Here is a 17,626-nt window from a genome sequence, read left to right as displayed (position 1 = left end):
CATGCGCGTCCTGATTATTGAAGACGAAGAAAAAACCGCGGACTACCTGCATCGCGGCCTGACAGAACAGGGCTACACCGTCGATGTGGCCCGCGAAGGCGTCGAGGGTTTGCACCTGGCGTTGGAGAGTGACTACGCGGTGATTGTGCTCGACGTGATGCTGCCCGGCCTCGATGGCTTTGGTGTATTGCGTGCGCTGCGTGCGCGCAAACAAACGCCGGTGATCATGCTCACCGCCCGCGAACGCGTGGAAGATCGCATTCGTGGCCTGCGCGAAGGCGCTGACGATTACCTGGGCAAGCCGTTCTCTTTCCTGGAGCTGGTGGCACGTTTGCAAGCCTTGACCCGCCGCAGCGGTGGTCATGAGCCGGTGCAGGTAACCGTTGCCGACCTGTGGATCGACCTGATCAGCCGCAAGGCCAGCCGTAACGGCGTGCGCCTGGACCTGACCGCCAAGGAGTTCTCGCTGCTCAGCGTATTGGCGCGGCGCCAGGGCGAGATCCTGTCCAAGACAGCGATTGCAGAAATGGTCTGGGACATCAATTTCGACAGCGACGCCAACGTCGTGGAAGTGGCGATCAAGCGCCTGCGGGCCAAACTCGATGGGCCGTTCGATACCAAGCTGCTGCACACCATCCGTGGCATGGGGTATGTGCTGGAGAGTCGCAGTGTCAGCTAACTCCATTGCCCTGCGCCTGAGCGGCATGTTCACCCTGGTAGCGCTGGTGATCTTCCTGCTGATCGGCGGTGCGCTGTACCAGCAGGTGGATCGGGGGCTGGGCTTGTTGCCTGAGGCTGAACTGGATGCACGCTACAGCGTGTTGGAGTCGTCGGTGGGCCGCTTCGGGACGCCCGATCACTGGGCAAAGATTACCGCCAAGCTCAAGTTGCTCAGTGAAGAAGACAAGCGTATCCGCTTCTGGGTGGTCAGCGACGTCCCCTCCTATGAGTATGGCAACCCCGATGCCCAGATCCGCGCTTTTGCCAATGGGCACACCGGCAAACGCGATTTGCATCTACCGGGCCATCAACACCCGTTCAAGGCACTGGTGAGCCAGTTCCCGGCCAAGGACCAGCGCCCGCCGCTGCGCTTCATGATTGCCATCGACACAGAAAACTTCCACGCGACCCAGCACCAGTTGCTGGTGGCACTGGTGAGCCTGGCCTTTGTGGGTGTCATGCTCGCCGCGCTGCTGGGCTTCTGGGTAGCGCGCATCGGCCTCAAACCGCTGGGCAAACTGTCGGATGAAGCACAGAAACTTGCCCCGCCTAAGCTCTCCGGGCGCCTGCAGTTGTCGCCACTGCCGCCGGAGCTGAGCCAGTTCGTCAACTCGTTCAACGCCACTCTCGACCGCGTCGAGCAGGCCTATTCGCGCCTGGAGTCGTTCAACGCCGATGTAGCCCACGAGCTGCGTTCGCCATTGACCAACCTTATCGGCCAGACCCAGGTGGCGCTGACCCGCGGGCGTTCGGCCGAGCATTATTTCGAGGTACTGCAATCCAACCTTGAAGAGCTGGAGCGCCTGCGCTCGATCATCAATGACATGCTCTTCCTCGCCAGCGCCGACCAGGGCAGCAAGGCCACCAAGCTGATCGAAAGCTCCCTGGCCGATGAAGTGGCAACCACCCTCGATTACTTGGACTTCATTCTCGAAGACGCTCAGGTCGAAGTACAGGTAAGTGGCGATGCCACGGTGCAGATCGAAAAAGCCCACCTGCGCCGTGCGCTGATCAACTTGCTGAGCAACGCTGTGCAACACACCGCGCCTGGGCAGATCATCGTTGTGAACATCGAGGTGCACGAACATCAGGTGGCAATCGGCGTAACTAACCCCGGCGATGAAATTGCCAGCGAACATCTGCCGCGCCTGTTCGAACGCTTTTATCGGGTGGATGCGTCACGCAGCAACAGCGGCGCGAATCATGGACTGGGCCTGGCCATCGTCAAGGCGATTGCGCTGATGCACGGCGGCGATGTGTTTGTGCGCAGCGAGCACGGCGGCAATACCTTCGGCATCACCCTTCCCGTGTAGCCAACTCGCTCCCACAGTGTGTTCGATGTACACCAGAAAGATCAGGCAGTCCGACTGTTGCGGTTTGGGCAACAGTCCTTATCTTGTTACACTCTGTATCGTACCGCTCGCCTGCGTTAATTTGACGCATCGATGAGCGCGACGGCAAAGGCAGCTTCCGCTTACCCGAATTTCCCTCGACTTATTTCCAGGGCTCTACACTGGGAATCTGTCTTAAAGCCGCTGACTTCAGCGGCTTTTTTTTGCCGTAAAAAAGGCCAGGCACACCCCCACGACATTGGCCGTTCCAGATTGACCAAAGGAGCACCACCGGTGAAGAACTCGCTGACGTTCACCCCGTTATTCCTCGCGATTGCAACAACGATTGCCCCCCTTGCCCATGCGGCAGACGCTCCCCCTGCCGATGGCTTTGTCGAAGGTTCCAGCCTCAAGCTAAACGCCCGCAATTACTACATGAACCGCGACCGTCGCGACATCCACACTGATGACAGCAAAGAATGGGGCCAGGGTTTCATTGGCACTTTTGAATCCGGCTACACCCAGGGCACTGTCGGCTTCGGCCTGGACGCTCACGCCATGCTTGGCCTCAAGCTCGACGGCGGTGGCGGCACTGATGGCTCCAGCATCCTTCCGTACGGCAGTGGCAACGGCAAGGCGCCCGGATCGTTTTCCACAGCCGGTGGCACCTTGAAAATGCGTGCGTTCGATACCGAGCTGAAAGCCGGCGACCTGTTTCTGAATAACCCGGTGATCGCCGGCGGCATGACCCGCATGCTGCCTCAGACCTTCCGTGGCGTGAGCCTGGCCAACCACAGCCTGGACGGCTGGATGTTCGAAGGGGGCCAGGCCAGCTTCACCAAACTTTACAACCAGAGCGGCCACCGGCGCATCGGCACCAGCTACGGCGCTCTGCCAAATAACGCGGACAGCCAGCACATGAACTGGGCAGGCATGTCGTTCAGCGGCATCGATGGGCTGACCAGCAACCTCTACGCCTCCGAACTCAAGGACGTGTGGAACCAGTACTACTACGACCTGGACTACACCTATGTGGTGAACGAGATGATCAGTCTCAACCCCGGTCTGCACTACTATCACACCCAGGACACCGGGCAGTCGCTGCTGGGAGATATCGATAACAATACCTACAGCCTGCATTTCACCGTGAACGCGGGTCATCACAGCGTCACCGCCGCCTACCAGCGAGTCAATGGCAACACGCCGTTCGACTACATTGCCCAGGGCGACAGTGTGTACCTGGACAACTCCCAGCAATACTCTGATTTCAACGGCCCCAATGAACGCTCGTGGAAGCTCAAGTACGCCTATGACTTCGGCGGCCTGGGCCTGCCCGGCCTGAGCACGGCCGTGTCCTATATCAGCGGCAAGACCGACCTGACCAAGGTCGATCCGCAAAGCCGTGGCTACAGCGCCTGGTACAGCGCTGACGGTAAGGACGCCAAGCACTGGGAACGGGATATCGATGTGAAATACGTGGTACAGGGCGGCAAGGCCAAGGACTTGGCATTGCGCCTGCAATGGGCCGTCAACCGGGGCAGCAACGGTTACTCGGCGGTGGATCGGGATGTGGATGAATACCGGGTGATCGTCGACTATCCGATCAACGTGTTCTGACACCCTGATTTCTTTCGCGGCGATGATTTAATTTTCATCGGGTAGAACTAAACTGCCAGTATCTTCCCTGCTGAAGTCTGCGCGATGAGCCAACGCCGTACTCGTACCCCGCCTGCGCGCCCGGAGCTGTTACTGATTCTGGGCAGCGGTTTCACCGTGACCTTGATTGTGGTCATTGTCGCGGCGCTGTTGATTCGTGAACACGCCAGCACCTTGCAGGCCGCTCAACGCTCGACGAGCAACATCACACAACTGATCAACGCCGACGTGTTGCGTAATGTAGAACTCTATGACTTTGCCTTGCAGGGGTTGATCACTGCCAGGCAGCGTCAAGACTTGTCCCAGGCATCGGCGGACATCCAGCACCTGGTGCAGTTTGATCAATCCATCGCCGCGCCTTTCAAAGGCGAGGTCCTGCTGCTGAACGCCAATGGTTCAGTGATCGCAGACTCATCGACACTCACGCCGACACCGCGTAATTTCGCCAACCGTGACTATTTCCTGGCACATAAAAACGCTGTGCAAACGGGGTTGTTCATCAGTCGTCCATTCCGCATCCACTGTAACTGCGACCAAGTGTGGCGCATTGCATTCAGCCGTCGCGTATCAGGCCCCAATGGCGAGTTTGCCGGCGTAGCGGTAGCGACCATGCGCCTGGCTTACTTCGACCAGCTGTTCAGCCGCCTGACGATCGGCAACGGCAGCTCGGTCAACCTGCTCAACAACCGCGGCATTCTGTTAGCCCAGCAGCCACTGCTGGAGCGCGACATGATTGACAAGGACCTGAGCGACCGTCCCAACTTCAAACGCATACTCAATGAGGGCAGAGGAAGTTTTCAGGCCATCTCGGCCATCACCGGCAAGGAGCGCCTGTATACCTTTACCAATGTCGGGACATTGCCGCTGATCGTGGTGGTGGCGCTGTCCAGCGAAGACGTGCTCGCGCCATGGAATCGCGCCGCGCTGCTCACCAGTGGGGCCACCGGTATCCTGTGTGTTGGCCTGCTATGGCTGACTTGGATGCTGCGCCGGGAACTGCGGCGCCGTTTTCGCGCTGAACGCGTACTGTCAGAACTGGCAGCCACCGATGCCCTGACCGGCCTGGCCAACCGCCGCATCCTCGACGAACGCCTGCGCCTGGAATGGGAGCGCGCCCAGCGCTCGGCCGAGCCCCTGACGGTGCTGATGATTGACGTAGACCACTTCAAAGCCTTCAACGACCGCCACGGCCATCACGGTGGGGACGAAGCGTTGCGCAACGTGGCCCAAGTGATCGGTAGCAACATCCGTCGCCCCGCCGACCTGGCCGCGCGCTATGGTGGAGAAGAGTTTGCGGTGGTGCTGCCGCATACCGATGCCAAGGGTGCCAAGGTGATTGCCGAGCACATCCGCAGCAGCATCGAGCATTTGCCACGGGTGGCAGGGGATGAGCGGCCGATTACCGTGAGTATCGGCGTGAGCACATGGGACAAGCGCAGTCACATGTCGCTGGAAGCGCTGCTGCTGAGCGCGGATCGGGCGTTGTATGAGGCCAAGCATACGGGGCGGAATCGGGTTGTGGATGCCAGCACTTTGTAATGCCTGCGCCTGCCAGGCATCAGTTGATGCCAAGATATATCGCATCATCAACGCCACGCCCCGCTGCTACTAACCGCTGGCCTTATGCCTTGTCATCCTTTCTAACGGCTGCCTCCATATAGTTGTCCGAAAAGAAATGTTTAGCGACTTTTATCTCAGGACGATAGAGGCCATTAACAAGCTTATTGATTTCCACTTCCCCCCTACTTTCAAGCAAATTGTAATTTGACGTCGGTGAAAGTTTACGCAAATCCCGGATAATCGATAGCCCAATACCCGCCTTCATGTCACCCCCGGAAAAAACAGTTTCAAAGGGTTGAAGTTTCTGTTTTGAGAGCTTGCCATATTCAGTGCTGTCCAGGCCGTCTACATGCCTATCCAAATTAGGTGTCTGCGCAAAACGCATTTCAACCAAACTTAACCACGCGGCATCCTTGAAGGCAGGCGTGTCAAAATCGAAGCGATATGTCGTGCCACCAAAACGACTACTTGGTTTCTTCGGCTCCTTGCCTACCTCCAAAGCAAAGAATACAAAGTCATCATTTCCTAAAAGTTTTATATCTTCTTGAGGCGAATTTTGAGTATTAAAAATAATATGTCTATCGATCAATTTTTGACGCGAGAACAGTGCAACGCTGCCATCCTCTCGCTTTACGGGTGCGGCCGTACTATGGGTTGCATACAGGGGGACAGTAAAAAAATTGTCTAAAAAGCTACTTTCCTGCTCGGACAGCCTCCCCAGTTCTTTACGAAGCCCGTGAAGGTTGTTTCTCGACAGTTCATCAACGTGATTTCTCTCTGTACCGGCCGGTGCCCCCTTCCATATTGATCCGTTATGAATCATCCGCTCATGCGACTTTCCACTGATGAACCCCCGAAACGCCTTCACAATCTGTCGAGCCGCAACATCTTTGTAAAGCGCAGAGCCATTGCCCAGCGAGCCAGGCAGCCCCCCACCAAAGTGGCCTTTGGCATCACCGACTGTTACAAGGCGCTTTACACCGTTGCTTTCCAAAATGCCTGGAGCCTGTGCTTCGCGCAAAAGTGTTCCGGTACTGGGAATATGGGTTGGACTTATACTAGGCATGGTGACCTCTACGCAGGCTGTTGGCAGGTTGATAAGTGGGAGATGTCAGACCGATAAACGCTGCCCGTGATCTCATTGAAAACTGGTGGAACCATTCCAGCACCCATTCAATCAGCTCGTTCAATTCCGCGCAGAGCCGTGAAAGAGACAGCTCGTCATCAGCGATATGATTCATCGCGACCATTGCTCCCGACGCCGAGTTGAACCCGACGACAGGCGTGTCCTTATGCAAGAATTGAAATTGCGATTCAAACAGGAACTTTTGCCAGTCCTCGACCTCCCCACGACTCATTGAGCTGTCCGCAAGGTCACAGAGGATCGTCACACTTTTTCTGGTTCTATTATCATAAAGTGCTAACTTGAGACCCTCCACGTTCAACTGACAAACACGAGACGCATCAAACTTCAACCCGGGCAATCCGAGTTTCATTGCAAACGCCTGTAAAATATCATCCTCCCTGCTCATGTTCGAACACTCCCGGCATGGCCAATGAAGTACACATCGAACCCTTTACCCCACTCAACAATTTCCAACATAACAAGCACTCCGAAATTCGTGAAACCACAACTCAGAGCATCCATGCGGTAGATCGAAACACAGCGCTACATTACTCAGTCGCCTTGGGTAAAGAAAACAGCCTAACCATTACGAGAAAATTCACTACTTGGCTGCAGGAACTGAAAACCCCGTTTGACCACGAATAAAACTTCAACACACCATTCCATCGTGCAAAAAAACACTGATTAATTGAAATTAAAAGCAAAAAAAAGGCCACCCGAAGGCAGCCTTTCAAAACTAAAGAAAAGAGAGTTGTTACTTACACCGCCGCGACGGGACGCATGTAAGAGATCGGTGCGGTGCTGGCATCTTCGAAGGTCACGACTTCCCAAGCATCTGTCTGCTCAATCAACTTGCGCAGCAGCTGGTTGTTAAGGGCATGGCCCGACTTGAAGCCTTTGAACTCGCCTATCAGGCTATTGCCCAGCAGGTAGAGGTCACCGATTGCATCGAGGATCTTGTGCTTAACAAATTCGTCTTCGTAGCGAAGGCCGTCTTCGTTCAGTACACCATCCGCGTCGACCACAATGGCGTTTTCAACGCTGCCGCCGAGTGCGAGGTTGTGCTTGCGCAGGTACTCGATGTCACTCATGAAACCAAAGGTACGGGCGCGGCTGACTTCTTTTACGAACGAAGTGCTGGAAAAATCCACGCTTGCACTTTGGGTGCGGTCACGGAATACCGGGTGATCGAAATCGATCTCAAAGCTCACTTTAAAGCCTTCGAACGGGACGAAGGTGGCGCGCTTGTCGCCGTCCTCTACTGTCACTTCCCGCAGAATGCGAATGAACTTCTTGGCTGCGTCCTGTTCTTCCAGGCCGGCAGATTGAATCAAGAATACGAAGGGTCCAGCGCTGCCATCCATGATCGGGACTTCGGACGCGGAGAGCTCGACGTAGGCGTTATCGATGCCCAGGCCAGCCATGGCCGAGAGCAAGTGCTCCACCGTGTCCACTTTGACGTCACCGTTGACCAATGTGGTCGACATCGTGGTTTCGCCAACGTTTTCCGCGCGAGCAGGAATCTGCACCACAGGGTCCAGGTCGGCACGAACAAACACGATGCCGGTGTCGACAGGTGCAGGTTTGAGGGTCAGGTATACCTTCTCCCCGGAGTGCAGACCTACACCTGTGGCACGGATAATATTCTTCAGGGTGCGTTGTTTAATCATGGCTTGGACCGCTTGAGCGCAAATTGCGAACTGGTATCAACAAAGGCTGGCGATAATAGCAGACCAGACCTTTGCTGAACACCAATCACCTTCATAGCCCTGATACATTCCATCAATCGGCCTGACGACGCAGGAAAGCCGGGATGTCCAGGTAGTCCAGATCATCTTGCGGATTCGGGCTACGGGACGCCGCAGCACCGGCCTGAGCCTGGTTGCGCATCACGGTCGGACGGTCCAGATCACGGTAGTTCACCGACGGCAGTTCCTGGCGCGAAGGCGCTGGAGCAGCAGCCGCTTGGCTGGCGTGGCTGTTGTGGCTGGTATGAACGGTATTGTCGATGACCTTGACAGGCTTCTCGATTTTAGCGCCAAGGCCGGTCGCAACCACAGTCACGTGCAGTTCATCACGCATGTCTGGATCGATAACGGTACCGACTTTGACCATCGCGTGCTCGGAAGCGAAGGCTTCGATGATGCTACCCACGTCGGAGTACTCACCCAGGGACAGATCAGGACCGGCGGTGATGTTCACCAGGATGCCGCGTGCGCCTTGCAGGTTCACGTCTTCCAGCAACGGGTTGCGGATGGCCGCTTCAGTGGCTTCACGTGCACGGTTCGGACCGCTGGCGCAGCCAGTGCCCATCATCGCCATGCCCATTTCGCTCATGACAGTACGTACGTCGGCAAAGTCGACGTTGATCATGCCTGGGCGCTTGATGATGTCGGAGATACCGCGAACGGCACCGGCCAGTACATCGTCAGCCTTGGCGAACGCGGACAGCAGGCTTGCGTCCTTGCCCAGGATAGTCAGCAGCTTCTCGTTGGGAATGGTGATCAACGAGTCGACGCTTTCAGACAGCAGACGGATGCCTTCGTCCGCGATCTGCATGCGCTTGCGACCTTCGAACGGGAACGGACGAGTGACGACAGCCACCGTCAGAATGCCCATTTCCTTGGCCACTTCGGCAATGATCGGCGCAGCACCGGTACCGGTACCGCCGCCCATGCCGGTGGTGATGAACACCATGTTGGTGCCTTGCAGCACTTCAGCAATACGCTCGCGGTCTTCCAGCGCGGCTTGACGGCCGACTTCCGGATTGGCGCCAGCGCCAAGGCCCTTGGTCACGGCTGTGCCCAATTGCAGGATGGTCCGCGCGCCGATGCTTTTCAGCGCCTGGGCATCAGTGTTGGCGCAGATGAATTCAACGCCTTCAATGTTGCTCTTGACCATATGGTTGACAGCGTTACCGCCGCCACCGCCGACACCGATCACTTTGATGACCGGGCTAGCGGGGATGTTGTCTACGAGTTCGAACATGTTCCCTCTCCTTTCATTTTCTCTAGTTTTTTCGCCTACTGCTTATTGCTGTGCTGCGGTGTCGCGGTAAATCTTTAAAAGTTGCCTTTGACCCATGCCTGCAAACGCTCGAACAACGGCGCTTTCGCGTCGTCGTCACTGCGGTAGCTGTCACGGTTGCTCGGGCCCGACAAGGAAATGCCGTCGGTCTGCTTTTGCAGCCCGTACAACAGCAAGCCCACACCGGTGGAATAAATTGGGTTGCGTACCACGTCGCCCAGGCCTTTGACGCCATGGGGCACGCCCAGGCGGACGGGCATGTGGAAGATTTCCTCGGCCAGCTCGACCGCGCCTTCCATCTTCGAGGTACCACCGGTCAGCACGATGCCGGCCGGGATCAAATCTTCGTAGCCGCTGCGGCGCAGTTCAGCCTGGATCAGGGTGAACAGTTCGTCGTAGCGCGGCTCGACCACTTCGGCCAGGGCCTGACGCGACAATTCGCGCGGTGGACGATCGCCCACGCTTGGCACTTTGATCGTCTCGCCGGCACCGGCCAGCTTGGCCAGGGCGCAGGCGTAGCGGATCTTGATTTCTTCGGCGTACTGGGTCGGTGTACGCAACGCCATGGCGATGTCGTTGGTCACTTGGTCGCCAGCAATCGGGATCACGGCGGTGTGACGGATCGCACCCTCGGTGAAGATCGCGATGTCGGTGGTGCCGCCACCAATGTCGACCAGGCATACGCCGAGTTCTTTTTCGTCGTCGGTCAGTACCGAGTAGGCCGAGGCCAGTTGCTCGAGAATGATGTCGTCGATTTCCAGGCCGCAGCGGCGCACGCATTTCTCAATGTTCTGTGCAGCGTTGACCGCGCAGGTCACCACGTGGACCTTGGCTTCCAGGCGCACGCCCGACATGCCCAGAGGCTCGCGAACGCCTTCCTGGTTATCGATCACGTAGTCTTGCGGCAGCGTGTGCAGTACGCGCTGGTCAGCCGGGATCGCCACGGCCTGGGCAGCGTCGAGTACACGCTCAAGGTCAGCCGAGCTGACTTCGCGGTCGCGGATAGCCACGATGCCGTGGGAGTTCAGGCTGCGGATATGGTTGCCCGCCACGCCGACAAACGCCGAGTGGATCCGGCAACCGGCCATCAGCTGCGCTTCTTCGATAGCGCGCTGGATCGATTGCACGGTGGACTCGATGTTCACCACCACGCCCTTCTTCAGGCCACGGGACGGATGCGTGCCAATACCGACGATTTCGATCGTGCCGTCTTCCCCGACCTCGCCCACCAGCGCCACCACTTTGGAGGTGCCGATATCGAGACCGACGATCATTTTGCCGCTTTGCACGTTTGCCATGGGTCCTGCCTCTTCTTAATTCTTCGCGACAGCGGGTTGCGCTGCCGTGGGCGCAGCCGGTTCACGCCAGCCGACGGCAAGGCCGTTGGCGTAACGCAGGTCGACGCTCGCAATGTTCGTAATCTGTTCTTTCAAGGTCTTGTCATAGATGGCAATGAAACGGCGCATCTTTTCCACCAAGCGGTCGCGTCCCAGCAACAACTGGATGCCCGGGCCGGAACTGCCAGCCCCGGTCGTCAAAAACCAGCTGCCCCGTTCACGCAGTTCCAGGCGTGCAATGGAGAAGCCCAGTGGCCGCAGCATCTGGCTCAAGGCCTGGTACTGCTGCATCACTTGCTGCTGCGCCCGCTGCGGCCCGAACAACTGCGGCAGGTGCTCGTAGTTGGCCAGCTCACGCGGGGTGAACGCCTGGCCCTGGTTGTTCAACAGCGCTTCATCGCCCCAACGGGCCACGGGCAGTTGTTCTTCCAGTCGGATCGTGACCTGGTCCGGCCATACACGGCGGACTTCGGCGTGGGCGATCCACGGCATCTGTTCCAGCTCCGCGCGCATACCGGCCAGGTCGATGGTGAAGAAACTCGACGCCAGGAACGGGCTGATACGCTGCTGCACCGCCTGCTGGCTGATGTAGCTCAAGTCGCCCTGCACACTGATCTTGGTGATCGGCCGGTCGGCGTACGGCAGTAGACGCTGTGCGCCCTCGTAAGTGCCAAAACCCAACACCACTAGCAGCACCGGCCAGAACAGCGCCTTGAGGAAACCAAAATTGGCTTTCGGCAGGCGCGAAGACATCGGCTCTTTAGCCACCATTCGGCTGGCACCCCGAGGCACCGGCTTGCGGCTCGGTGCTTGTGGGGGCTGATGACGAAGCGATGCGCCTTTCATGTCTTAGCCTCTGGGCTCAATGCTTGCCGCGAGGATCGCCAGCACCAACTGCTGAAAATCCAGACCGGCTGCGCGAGCGGCCATGGGTACCAGGCTGTGATCGGTCATGCCCGGAGCGGTATTGACTTCAAGGAACCAGAAATTCCCTTGGTCATCCTGCATCACGTCTGCCCGCGCCCAACCGGCGATACCCAGCGCCTCACAGGCTTTCGCCGTGAGGTCCATCAATTCCTGTTCTTTGGTTGCATCAAGGCCGCACGGGATCCGGTACTGGGTATCGGAAGCCACGTACTTGGCGTCGTAGTCGTAAAAGGTGTGGGGCGTGCCCAATGCGATGGGCGGCAATACCTGGCCACGCAGGGTGGCGATGGTGTACTCGGGACCCTGGATCCACTGTTCAACCAATACTTGCGAATCGTAGGTGCTTGCCGCTTTCCATGCGTCGATCAATTCGGCGGCCGAGTTCACTTTGGCCATGCCGATACTGGAGCCTTCATGGGCTGGTTTGACGATCAAAGGCAGGCCCAGTTCCTTGGCTGCAGAAATACAATCGTCTTCGCTGCACAGCACGCTGTGACGCGGGGTCGGAATGCCCAGGCTGTGCCACACCTGCTTGGTGCGCAGCTTGTCCATGGCCAATGCCGACGCGAGGATGCCGCTGCCGGTATAAGGAATGCCAGCGCACTCCAGCAGGCCTTGCATACTGCCGTCTTCACCGCCACGGCCGTGCAGGATGATGAAGGCGCGGTCGATTTTCTCGGCCTGCAGGCGGGCGAGGAAGTCGTCGCCTACGTCGATACCAAACGCGTTCACACCAGCGCCTTGCAAGGCTTCAAGCACGGCGTTGCCGGACTTGAGCGACACTTCGCGTTCAGCGCTTTTGCCGCCGAACAACACCGCTACGCGACCGAAGTCGGCAGGCGTGATAGTGGAGAACAGGGAGCCGTAGCCAGTGGTCATTTCGACTTCCCCTTAGCGGCCGCAAACAGCGGGCTCGCGAGCAATTTAGGGGCGAGCCCGCCAATGTCACCGGCACCCTGGCACAGCAGAATGTCGCCAGCACGCAGCAGCGGCTTGACGATTGGCGCCAGGTCCACACCGCGCTCAATGTAGATCGGGTCCAACTGGCCACGCTGACGGATGCTGTTACACAGCTTGCGGCTGTCGGCGCCCGGGATCGGTTCTTCACCGGCCGGGTAGACTTCCATCAACAACAGCACGTTGGCGTCGGCCAGTACATTGACGAAATCGTCGTACAAATCCCGGGTACGGCTGTAGCGGTGCGGCTGGTAGACCATCACCAGGCGACGCTCCGGCCAGCCACCACGCACGGCCTTGATCACGGCGGCCACTTCGGTCGGGTGGTGACCATAGTCGTCCACCAGCATCACGTCGCCGCCTTCTACTGGCAGTTGGCCGTAGACCTGGAAGCGACGGCCCACGCCGGCAAAGCGCGACAGACCTTCGACGATGGCTTCATCGCTGACGCCCTCGTCGCTTGCAATGCAGATAGTCGCCAGGGAGTTCAAGACGTTGTGGTTGCCCGGCATGTTCACCGAGACATCCAGCGGCTCACGATCCGGGCGCAGCACGGTGAAGTAGGTTTGCATGCCTTCCTGGCGCACATTGATCGCGCGCACGTCGGCGTCTTCGCTGAAACCGTAGGTCACGGTTGGGCGTTTCACCGATGGAAGGATTTCGCGCACTACCGGGTCGTCCAGGCACACCACGGCCAGACCGTAGAACGGCAGGTTGTGCAGGAACTCGACGAAGGTTTTCTTCAACTTGTTGAAGTCACCGTCGTACGTCGCCATGTGGTCTTCGTCAATGTTGGTGACGACGGCGACCAGCGGCTGCAGGTGCAGGAAGCTCGCATCACTTTCATCGGCTTCGGCGATCAGGTAACGGCTGGTGCCGAGCTGGGCATTGGTGCCGGCTGCATTCAGCCGGCCGCCGATCACGAACGTCGGGTCCAGGCCACCGGCAGCGAACACCGAGGCGATCAGGCTGGTGGTGGTGGTTTTGCCATGAGTACCGGCAACGGCGATGCCGTGGCGATAGCGCATCAGCTCGGCGAGCATCTCGGCGCGTGGCACCACCGGAATACGGCGCTCAAGGGCCGTGGCCACTTCCGGGTTGGAGGTGTTCACGGCGCTGGACACTACCAATACGTCAGCTTCGGCGGCGTTCTCGGAACGGTGGCCGATGAAGATCTGCGCGCCAAACGTCTTAAGGCGATCGGTGACCGGCGACTCTTTCAAGTCAGAGCCGGACACCTGGTAGCCCAGGTTCAGCAATACTTCGGCAATGCCGCACATGCCCACACCGCCGATACCGACGAAGTGGATGCGACGGATGCGGCGCATTTCCGGCTGGGGCATGGCTTTCTGATTCTCAACCATGGGCCACCTCCAGGCAGATATCGACCACGGTGCGGGTTGCGTCAGGTTTGGCCAGGCGGCTTGCGGTGCTCGCCATGCTATTGAGTCGTTCCGGTTGCATCAAAACCTCGGTCAGGCGTGCGGCCAAATCGGCGGCGCCAGTCGTTCTTTGCGGCAGCAGGAAGGCAGCGCCCTCCCCGGCCAAATATTCGGCGTTGCGGGTCTGGTGATCGTCAATCGCGTGGGGCAGAGGCACCAGCAAGGACGGCAGACCGGCGGCGGCCAGTTCACTGACGGTCAGCGCACCAGCGCGACAAACCACCAGGTCGGCCCAGCCATAGGCTTGGGCCATGTCTTTGATGAAGGGCTGTACGTTCGCCTCTACACCGGCTTCGCGGTAGCGCGTCGCGGTGACTTCATCGTGATGCTTGCCGGCCTGATGGAAGATCTCCGGGCGCACGTCCACAGGGAGTTGCGCCACGGCTTCCGGCAGCAATTTGTTCAGCGGCTCGGCGCCCAGGCTGCCGCCCAGGATCAGTAGATGCGCCTTGCGCCCGGCCAATGCTTCGCGGGCGATGTCCATAAACAGTTCGGTGCGCACCGGGTTACCGGTAGTGCGGCGCTTGTCCGACGCTGCAAACGTATTCGGGAACGCTTCACACACCCGTGCAGCCAAGGGCACCAGCAGCCGGTTGGCAGTACCGGCGACGGCGTTCTGTTCGTGCACGATCACCGGCACGCCGGCAAGCTTGGCCGCGACGCCACCTGGGCCGGTCACGTAACCGCCAAAGCCGAGCACGCACACCGGTTTCAATTCGCGAATGACCTTGCGCGCTTGCCATACCGCCTTGAGCAACACGAACGGCGCCTTGAGCAAGGACAATTTGCCCTTGCCACGCAGGCCGGTGACGTTGATCAGGTGCAGCGGCAAGCCGGCATTCGGCACCAATTCGTTTTCGATGCCACGCGGTGTTCCCAACCAGTGCACGGTATAGCCACGGTTCTGGAATTCGCGCGCGCAGGCCAGGGCCGGGAACACATGGCCCCCGGTGCCGCCCGCCATGATCAGCACGTTAGCGCCCATGGGTCGGCTCCTCAGCGAAGTCGCTTTCGCTGAACTCCATCTCTTCGCTGCCCAAGTGGGTTCGACTCTCCCACTCGATACGCAACAACAAGCCCAGGCAGATGCAGCAAATCACCAATGAGCTGCCGCCGTAGCTGAGGAACGGCAGGGTCAGGCCCTTGGTCGGCAGCCGTCCGATATTCACCCCGACGTTAATCAGGAATTGGCCGATCCATAGGAATGCCAACCCATAGGCAACGTAGGCGGCAAAGTACTGCTTGGCTTTCTCGGCCCACAGGCCTATGTACATGGCGCGCACACAGACAAATACAAACAGCGCAACAGTGCACAGCGAACCCACTACACCCAGCTCTTCCGCCAGTACCGAGAACACGAAGTCGGTGTGGGCTTCCGGCAGGTAAAACTGTTTCTGCACGCTGTTCCCCAACCCCACGCCAAACCACCCGCCTCGGCCAAAGGCGATCAGCGCCTGGGTCAACTGGTAACCCGCGCCAAACTGATCGGACCATGGGTCGGTAAAGGTAATCAGGCGGGCCATCCGATAGGGTTGCGCCAGGACCAGAAGGTAGACCGCAACCACCGCCAGCACGACCATCAAGGCGAAACGTACGAGCCCAACGCCACCGAGGAATAGCATCGCCGCCGCCGCGCCCATCATGACGACGGTGGCACCGAAGTCGGGCTCCATCAGCAACAGGCCGGCCATGGGCAGCAGCACGATGAATGGCTTGAAGAAGCCCATCCAGCTTTCGCGCACTTCTTTCTGGCGACGTACCAGGTAGCCGGCGAGGTAGATCACCACGAATACCTTGGCGATTTCCGACGGCTGCACGTTGAACGCACCGAAGCCGATCCAGCGCATCGAACCGTTCACCTCGCGGCCGATGCCGGGCAGGATCACCATGATCAGCAAGCCAAACGCACCGATCAGCATCAGCCAACCCAGGCGTTGCCAGGTTGCGATCGGGATCATCATGGTCACGACGCAGGCACCGAGGCCGATCACGAGGTACACCAAGTGACGGATCATCATGTACAGGGTGTTGCCAGACTGCACGGCGGCCACTTCGGAGGACGCCGACGTGATCATCACCAGGCCCAGGCCCAGCAGCGCCAGGCAACCGGCGAGCATTGGGAAATCCAGGTCGATACCGCGCCCGGTAATAATCGGCGACGGGTACGGCTTGATGATGTTTCTGAAGTCGATACTCATGCCAAGGCCTCCACGGCGCGGGCGAACAGCTGGCCGCGCTCTTCGTAGTTCTTGAACATGTCGAAACTGGCGCATGCCGGCGACAGCAGCACCGCATCGCCCGGTTGGGCCAGGGCTTTGCAGTGGGCGATGGCGTCGTCCAGCGACGTGGCGCGTACTTGCGGCACGGCATCGCTCAGGGCGGCGGCGATCAAGTCAGAATCGCGCCCGATCAGCACCACGGCACGGCAATGCGCGGCCACTGGGCCTTTAAGGTCCTTGAAGTCGGCGCCCTTGCCGTCGCCACCGGCGATCAGCACCAGCTTGCCTTCGATATCGGCGCCAAGGCCCTCGATGGCAGCCAGCGCCGCACCGACGTTGGTGGCCTTGGAATCGTTGTAATAGCTGACGCCATCCAGGTCGCGGACCCACTGGCAGCGATGCTCAAGACCGCCGAAGGTGCGCAGGGCCGACAACATAGCGTCGAACGGCACGCCCACGGCATGGCCGAGCGCCAAGGCCGCCAGGGCGTTGGACTGGTTATGTGCGCCACGGATTTTCAGCTCACGCACCGGCATCAGGTTCTGGAATTCGAAGGCCAGGTACTTCTCGTCGTGCTCTTCGCGGATGCCGAAGGCTTTGAAATCGGGTTTGCTCAGGCCGAAGGTCCAGCACGGCAGGCCCTCGCCCATCAGCGGACGGCTCAGCGCGTCCTGGCGGTTGACCACCACTTGCTTGGCGCCGCGGAAGATTCGGTGCTTGGCCAGGTGATAGGCCGGCAGGCCGCTGTAGCGGTCCATGTGATCTTCGCTGACGTTCAAGACGGTGGCGACTTCGGCGCCAAGGTCGTGAGTCGTTTCCAGCTGGAAGCTCGACAGCTCCATCACGTACAACTCGATGTCGTCGCTGAGCAGGTCCAGCGCCGGCGTACCGAGGTTGCCGCCCACGGCCACGCGCTTGCCGGCCGCAGCCGCCATCTCGCCAACCAGAGTGGTCACGGTGCTTTTCGCGTTCGAGCCGCTGATGGCGATGATCGGTGCCTTCGCGTTGCGTGCAAACAGGTCAATGTCGCCGGACAGCTTCACGCCACGCGCCGCTGCCGCTTGCAGGGCCGGTGTCGCCAACGCCAGGCCGGGGCTCACGTAGAGCTCATCGGCGCGGCACAGAAACTCGACATCCAGCTCGCCACAACGCACTTCCACGTGCGGGTAGTCACGGCGCAGCGTGACCAGCTCCGGTGGATTTTCCCGCGTGTCGGCCACGGCAAACGACGTGCCCCGGTTCGCCAGGAAGCGAACCAGGGACATGCCGCTCTTGCCGAGGCCGACAACGATGCGGAAGTGGTCTGAAGCGATCAGGGACACTC

The 17,626-nt window shown here is 59.2% G+C and carries 15 protein-coding genes; 4 read left to right on the top strand and 11 right to left on the bottom strand.

Translation table 11 applies throughout. From position 1 onward, the window contains the following. The first annotated feature begins 1 nt into the window (after position 1). The 4 genes from HU722_RS06005 to HU722_RS05990 all read left to right on the top strand — a co-directional run bounded on the left by HU722_RS06005 (position 2) and on the right by HU722_RS05990 (position 5,246). On the top strand, positions 2 to 679 hold the full coding sequence (locus HU722_RS06005; RefSeq protein WP_065879592.1) for a heavy metal response regulator transcription factor: 678 nt from the start codon (positions 2 to 4) through the stop codon (positions 677 to 679). After that, the gene (locus HU722_RS06000) at positions 669 to 2,033 is read left to right on the top strand and encodes a heavy metal sensor histidine kinase (protein WP_065879593.1); all 1,365 of its coding nucleotides are present in this window, start codon (positions 669 to 671) and stop codon (positions 2,031 to 2,033) included. The genes HU722_RS06005 and HU722_RS06000 overlap by 11 nt, the downstream gene beginning before the upstream one ends. Positions 2,034 to 2,345: 312 nt before the next feature. Then, positions 2,346 to 3,668, top strand: coding sequence for an OprD family porin (locus tag HU722_RS05995; RefSeq protein ID WP_065875040.1), 1,323 nt, complete (start codon positions 2,346 to 2,348; stop codon positions 3,666 to 3,668). An 84-nt stretch (positions 3,669 to 3,752) separates the two neighbouring features. Beyond that, positions 3,753 to 5,246 (top strand): sensor domain-containing diguanylate cyclase, encoded by a 1,494-nt coding sequence (locus HU722_RS05990; protein WP_065879594.1) that lies wholly within the window; start codon positions 3,753 to 3,755, stop codon positions 5,244 to 5,246. 82 nt (positions 5,247 to 5,328) lie between these two features. Here the strand turns inward: HU722_RS05990 and HU722_RS05985 are convergent, their stop codons facing one another. From HU722_RS05985 to murD, 11 genes are all read right to left on the bottom strand, one after another. Further along, the gene (locus tag HU722_RS05985) at positions 5,329 to 6,288 is read right to left on the bottom strand and encodes a hypothetical protein (RefSeq protein WP_065875042.1); all 960 of its coding nucleotides are present in this window, start codon (positions 6,286 to 6,288) and stop codon (positions 5,329 to 5,331) included. Positions 6,289 to 6,325: 37 nt separating this feature from the next. Continuing rightward, positions 6,326 to 6,799: a CesT family type III secretion system chaperone gene (locus HU722_RS05980; RefSeq protein WP_065875043.1), complete on the bottom strand. Its 474-nt coding sequence runs from the start codon at positions 6,797 to 6,799 to the stop codon at positions 6,326 to 6,328. Between the two features lie 352 nt (positions 6,800 to 7,151). Further along, complete coding sequence (gene lpxC / locus HU722_RS05975) at positions 7,152 to 8,063, bottom strand: UDP-3-O-acyl-N-acetylglucosamine deacetylase (protein ID WP_003171886.1); 912 nt, start codon at positions 8,061 to 8,063, stop codon at positions 7,152 to 7,154. 112 nt (positions 8,064 to 8,175) lie between these two features. After that, positions 8,176 to 9,381 carry a cell division protein FtsZ gene (gene ftsZ, locus HU722_RS05970; RefSeq protein ID WP_065875044.1) on the bottom strand — a complete coding sequence of 402 codons (1,206 nt, stop codon included), beginning with the start codon at positions 9,379 to 9,381 and terminating at the stop codon, positions 8,176 to 8,178. Between the two features lie 74 nt (positions 9,382 to 9,455). Next, a complete protein-coding gene (gene ftsA / locus HU722_RS05965) occupies positions 9,456 to 10,718 on the bottom strand; it encodes a cell division protein FtsA (RefSeq protein WP_065875045.1) in 1,263 nt (420 codons plus the stop codon). Between the two features lie 15 nt (positions 10,719 to 10,733). Beyond that, positions 10,734 to 11,603 (bottom strand): cell division protein FtsQ/DivIB, encoded by an 870-nt coding sequence (locus HU722_RS05960; RefSeq protein WP_065875046.1) that lies wholly within the window; start codon positions 11,601 to 11,603, stop codon positions 10,734 to 10,736. A gap of 3 nt (positions 11,604 to 11,606) precedes the next feature. Next, complete coding sequence (locus HU722_RS05955; RefSeq protein ID WP_065875047.1) at positions 11,607 to 12,563, bottom strand: D-alanine--D-alanine ligase; 957 nt, start codon at positions 12,561 to 12,563, stop codon at positions 11,607 to 11,609. Next, on the bottom strand, positions 12,560 to 14,005 hold the full coding sequence (murC, locus tag HU722_RS05950; RefSeq protein WP_065875048.1) for a UDP-N-acetylmuramate--L-alanine ligase: 1,446 nt from the start codon (positions 14,003 to 14,005) through the stop codon (positions 12,560 to 12,562). The genes HU722_RS05955 and murC overlap by 4 nt, the downstream gene beginning before the upstream one ends. Beyond that, entirely contained in the window at positions 13,998 to 15,068 is a 1,071-nt protein-coding gene (gene murG, locus HU722_RS05945; RefSeq protein ID WP_065875049.1) for an undecaprenyldiphospho-muramoylpentapeptide beta-N-acetylglucosaminyltransferase, read from the bottom strand. The genes murC and murG overlap by 8 nt, the downstream gene beginning before the upstream one ends. Beyond that, positions 15,058 to 16,281: a putative lipid II flippase FtsW gene (gene ftsW / locus HU722_RS05940; RefSeq protein WP_065875050.1), complete on the bottom strand. Its 1,224-nt coding sequence runs from the start codon at positions 16,279 to 16,281 to the stop codon at positions 15,058 to 15,060. Before ftsW ends, murG begins: the two co-directional genes overlap by 11 nt. Then, complete coding sequence (gene murD / locus HU722_RS05935; protein ID WP_065879596.1) at positions 16,278 to 17,624, bottom strand: UDP-N-acetylmuramoyl-L-alanine--D-glutamate ligase; 1,347 nt, start codon at positions 17,622 to 17,624, stop codon at positions 16,278 to 16,280. Before murD ends, ftsW begins: the two co-directional genes overlap by 4 nt. Positions 17,625 to 17,626 lie beyond the last annotated feature (2 nt).

Source organism: Pseudomonas tritici (genome assembly GCF_014268275.3).
GTDB lineage: Bacteria > Pseudomonadota > Gammaproteobacteria > Pseudomonadales > Pseudomonadaceae > Aquipseudomonas > Aquipseudomonas tritici.
Note: the sequence above shows the minus strand (reverse complement) of the source record. Positions and strands in the feature narration are given on the sequence as shown.

Excerpts from the sequence above, each read along its gene's own strand:
- HU722_RS06005 (WP_065879592.1), top strand. The coding sequence starts at position 2 with ATGCGCGTCCTGATTATTGAAGACGAAGAAAAAACCGCGGACTACCTG.
- HU722_RS05990 (WP_065879594.1), top strand. The coding sequence starts at position 3,753 with ATGAGCCAACGCCGTACTCGTACCCCGCCTGCGCGCCCGGAGCTGTTA.
- HU722_RS05980 (WP_065875043.1), bottom strand. The coding sequence starts at position 6,799 with ATGAGCAGGGAGGATGATATTTTACAGGCGTTTGCAATGAAACTCGGA.
- lpxC (WP_003171886.1), bottom strand. The coding sequence starts at position 8,063 with ATGATTAAACAACGCACCCTGAAGAATATTATCCGTGCCACAGGTGTA.
- ftsZ (WP_065875044.1), bottom strand. The coding sequence starts at position 9,381 with ATGTTCGAACTCGTAGACAACATCCCCGCTAGCCCGGTCATCAAAGTG.
- ftsA (WP_065875045.1), bottom strand. The coding sequence starts at position 10,718 with ATGGCAAACGTGCAAAGCGGCAAAATGATCGTCGGTCTCGATATCGGC.
- HU722_RS05960 (WP_065875046.1), bottom strand. The coding sequence starts at position 11,603 with ATGAAAGGCGCATCGCTTCGTCATCAGCCCCCACAAGCACCGAGCCGC.
- HU722_RS05955 (WP_065875047.1), bottom strand. The coding sequence starts at position 12,563 with ATGACCACTGGCTACGGCTCCCTGTTCTCCACTATCACGCCTGCCGAC.
- murC (WP_065875048.1), bottom strand. The coding sequence starts at position 14,005 with ATGGTTGAGAATCAGAAAGCCATGCCCCAGCCGGAAATGCGCCGCATC.
- murG (WP_065875049.1), bottom strand. The coding sequence starts at position 15,068 with ATGGGCGCTAACGTGCTGATCATGGCGGGCGGCACCGGGGGCCATGTG.
- ftsW (WP_065875050.1), bottom strand. The coding sequence starts at position 16,281 with ATGAGTATCGACTTCAGAAACATCATCAAGCCGTACCCGTCGCCGATT.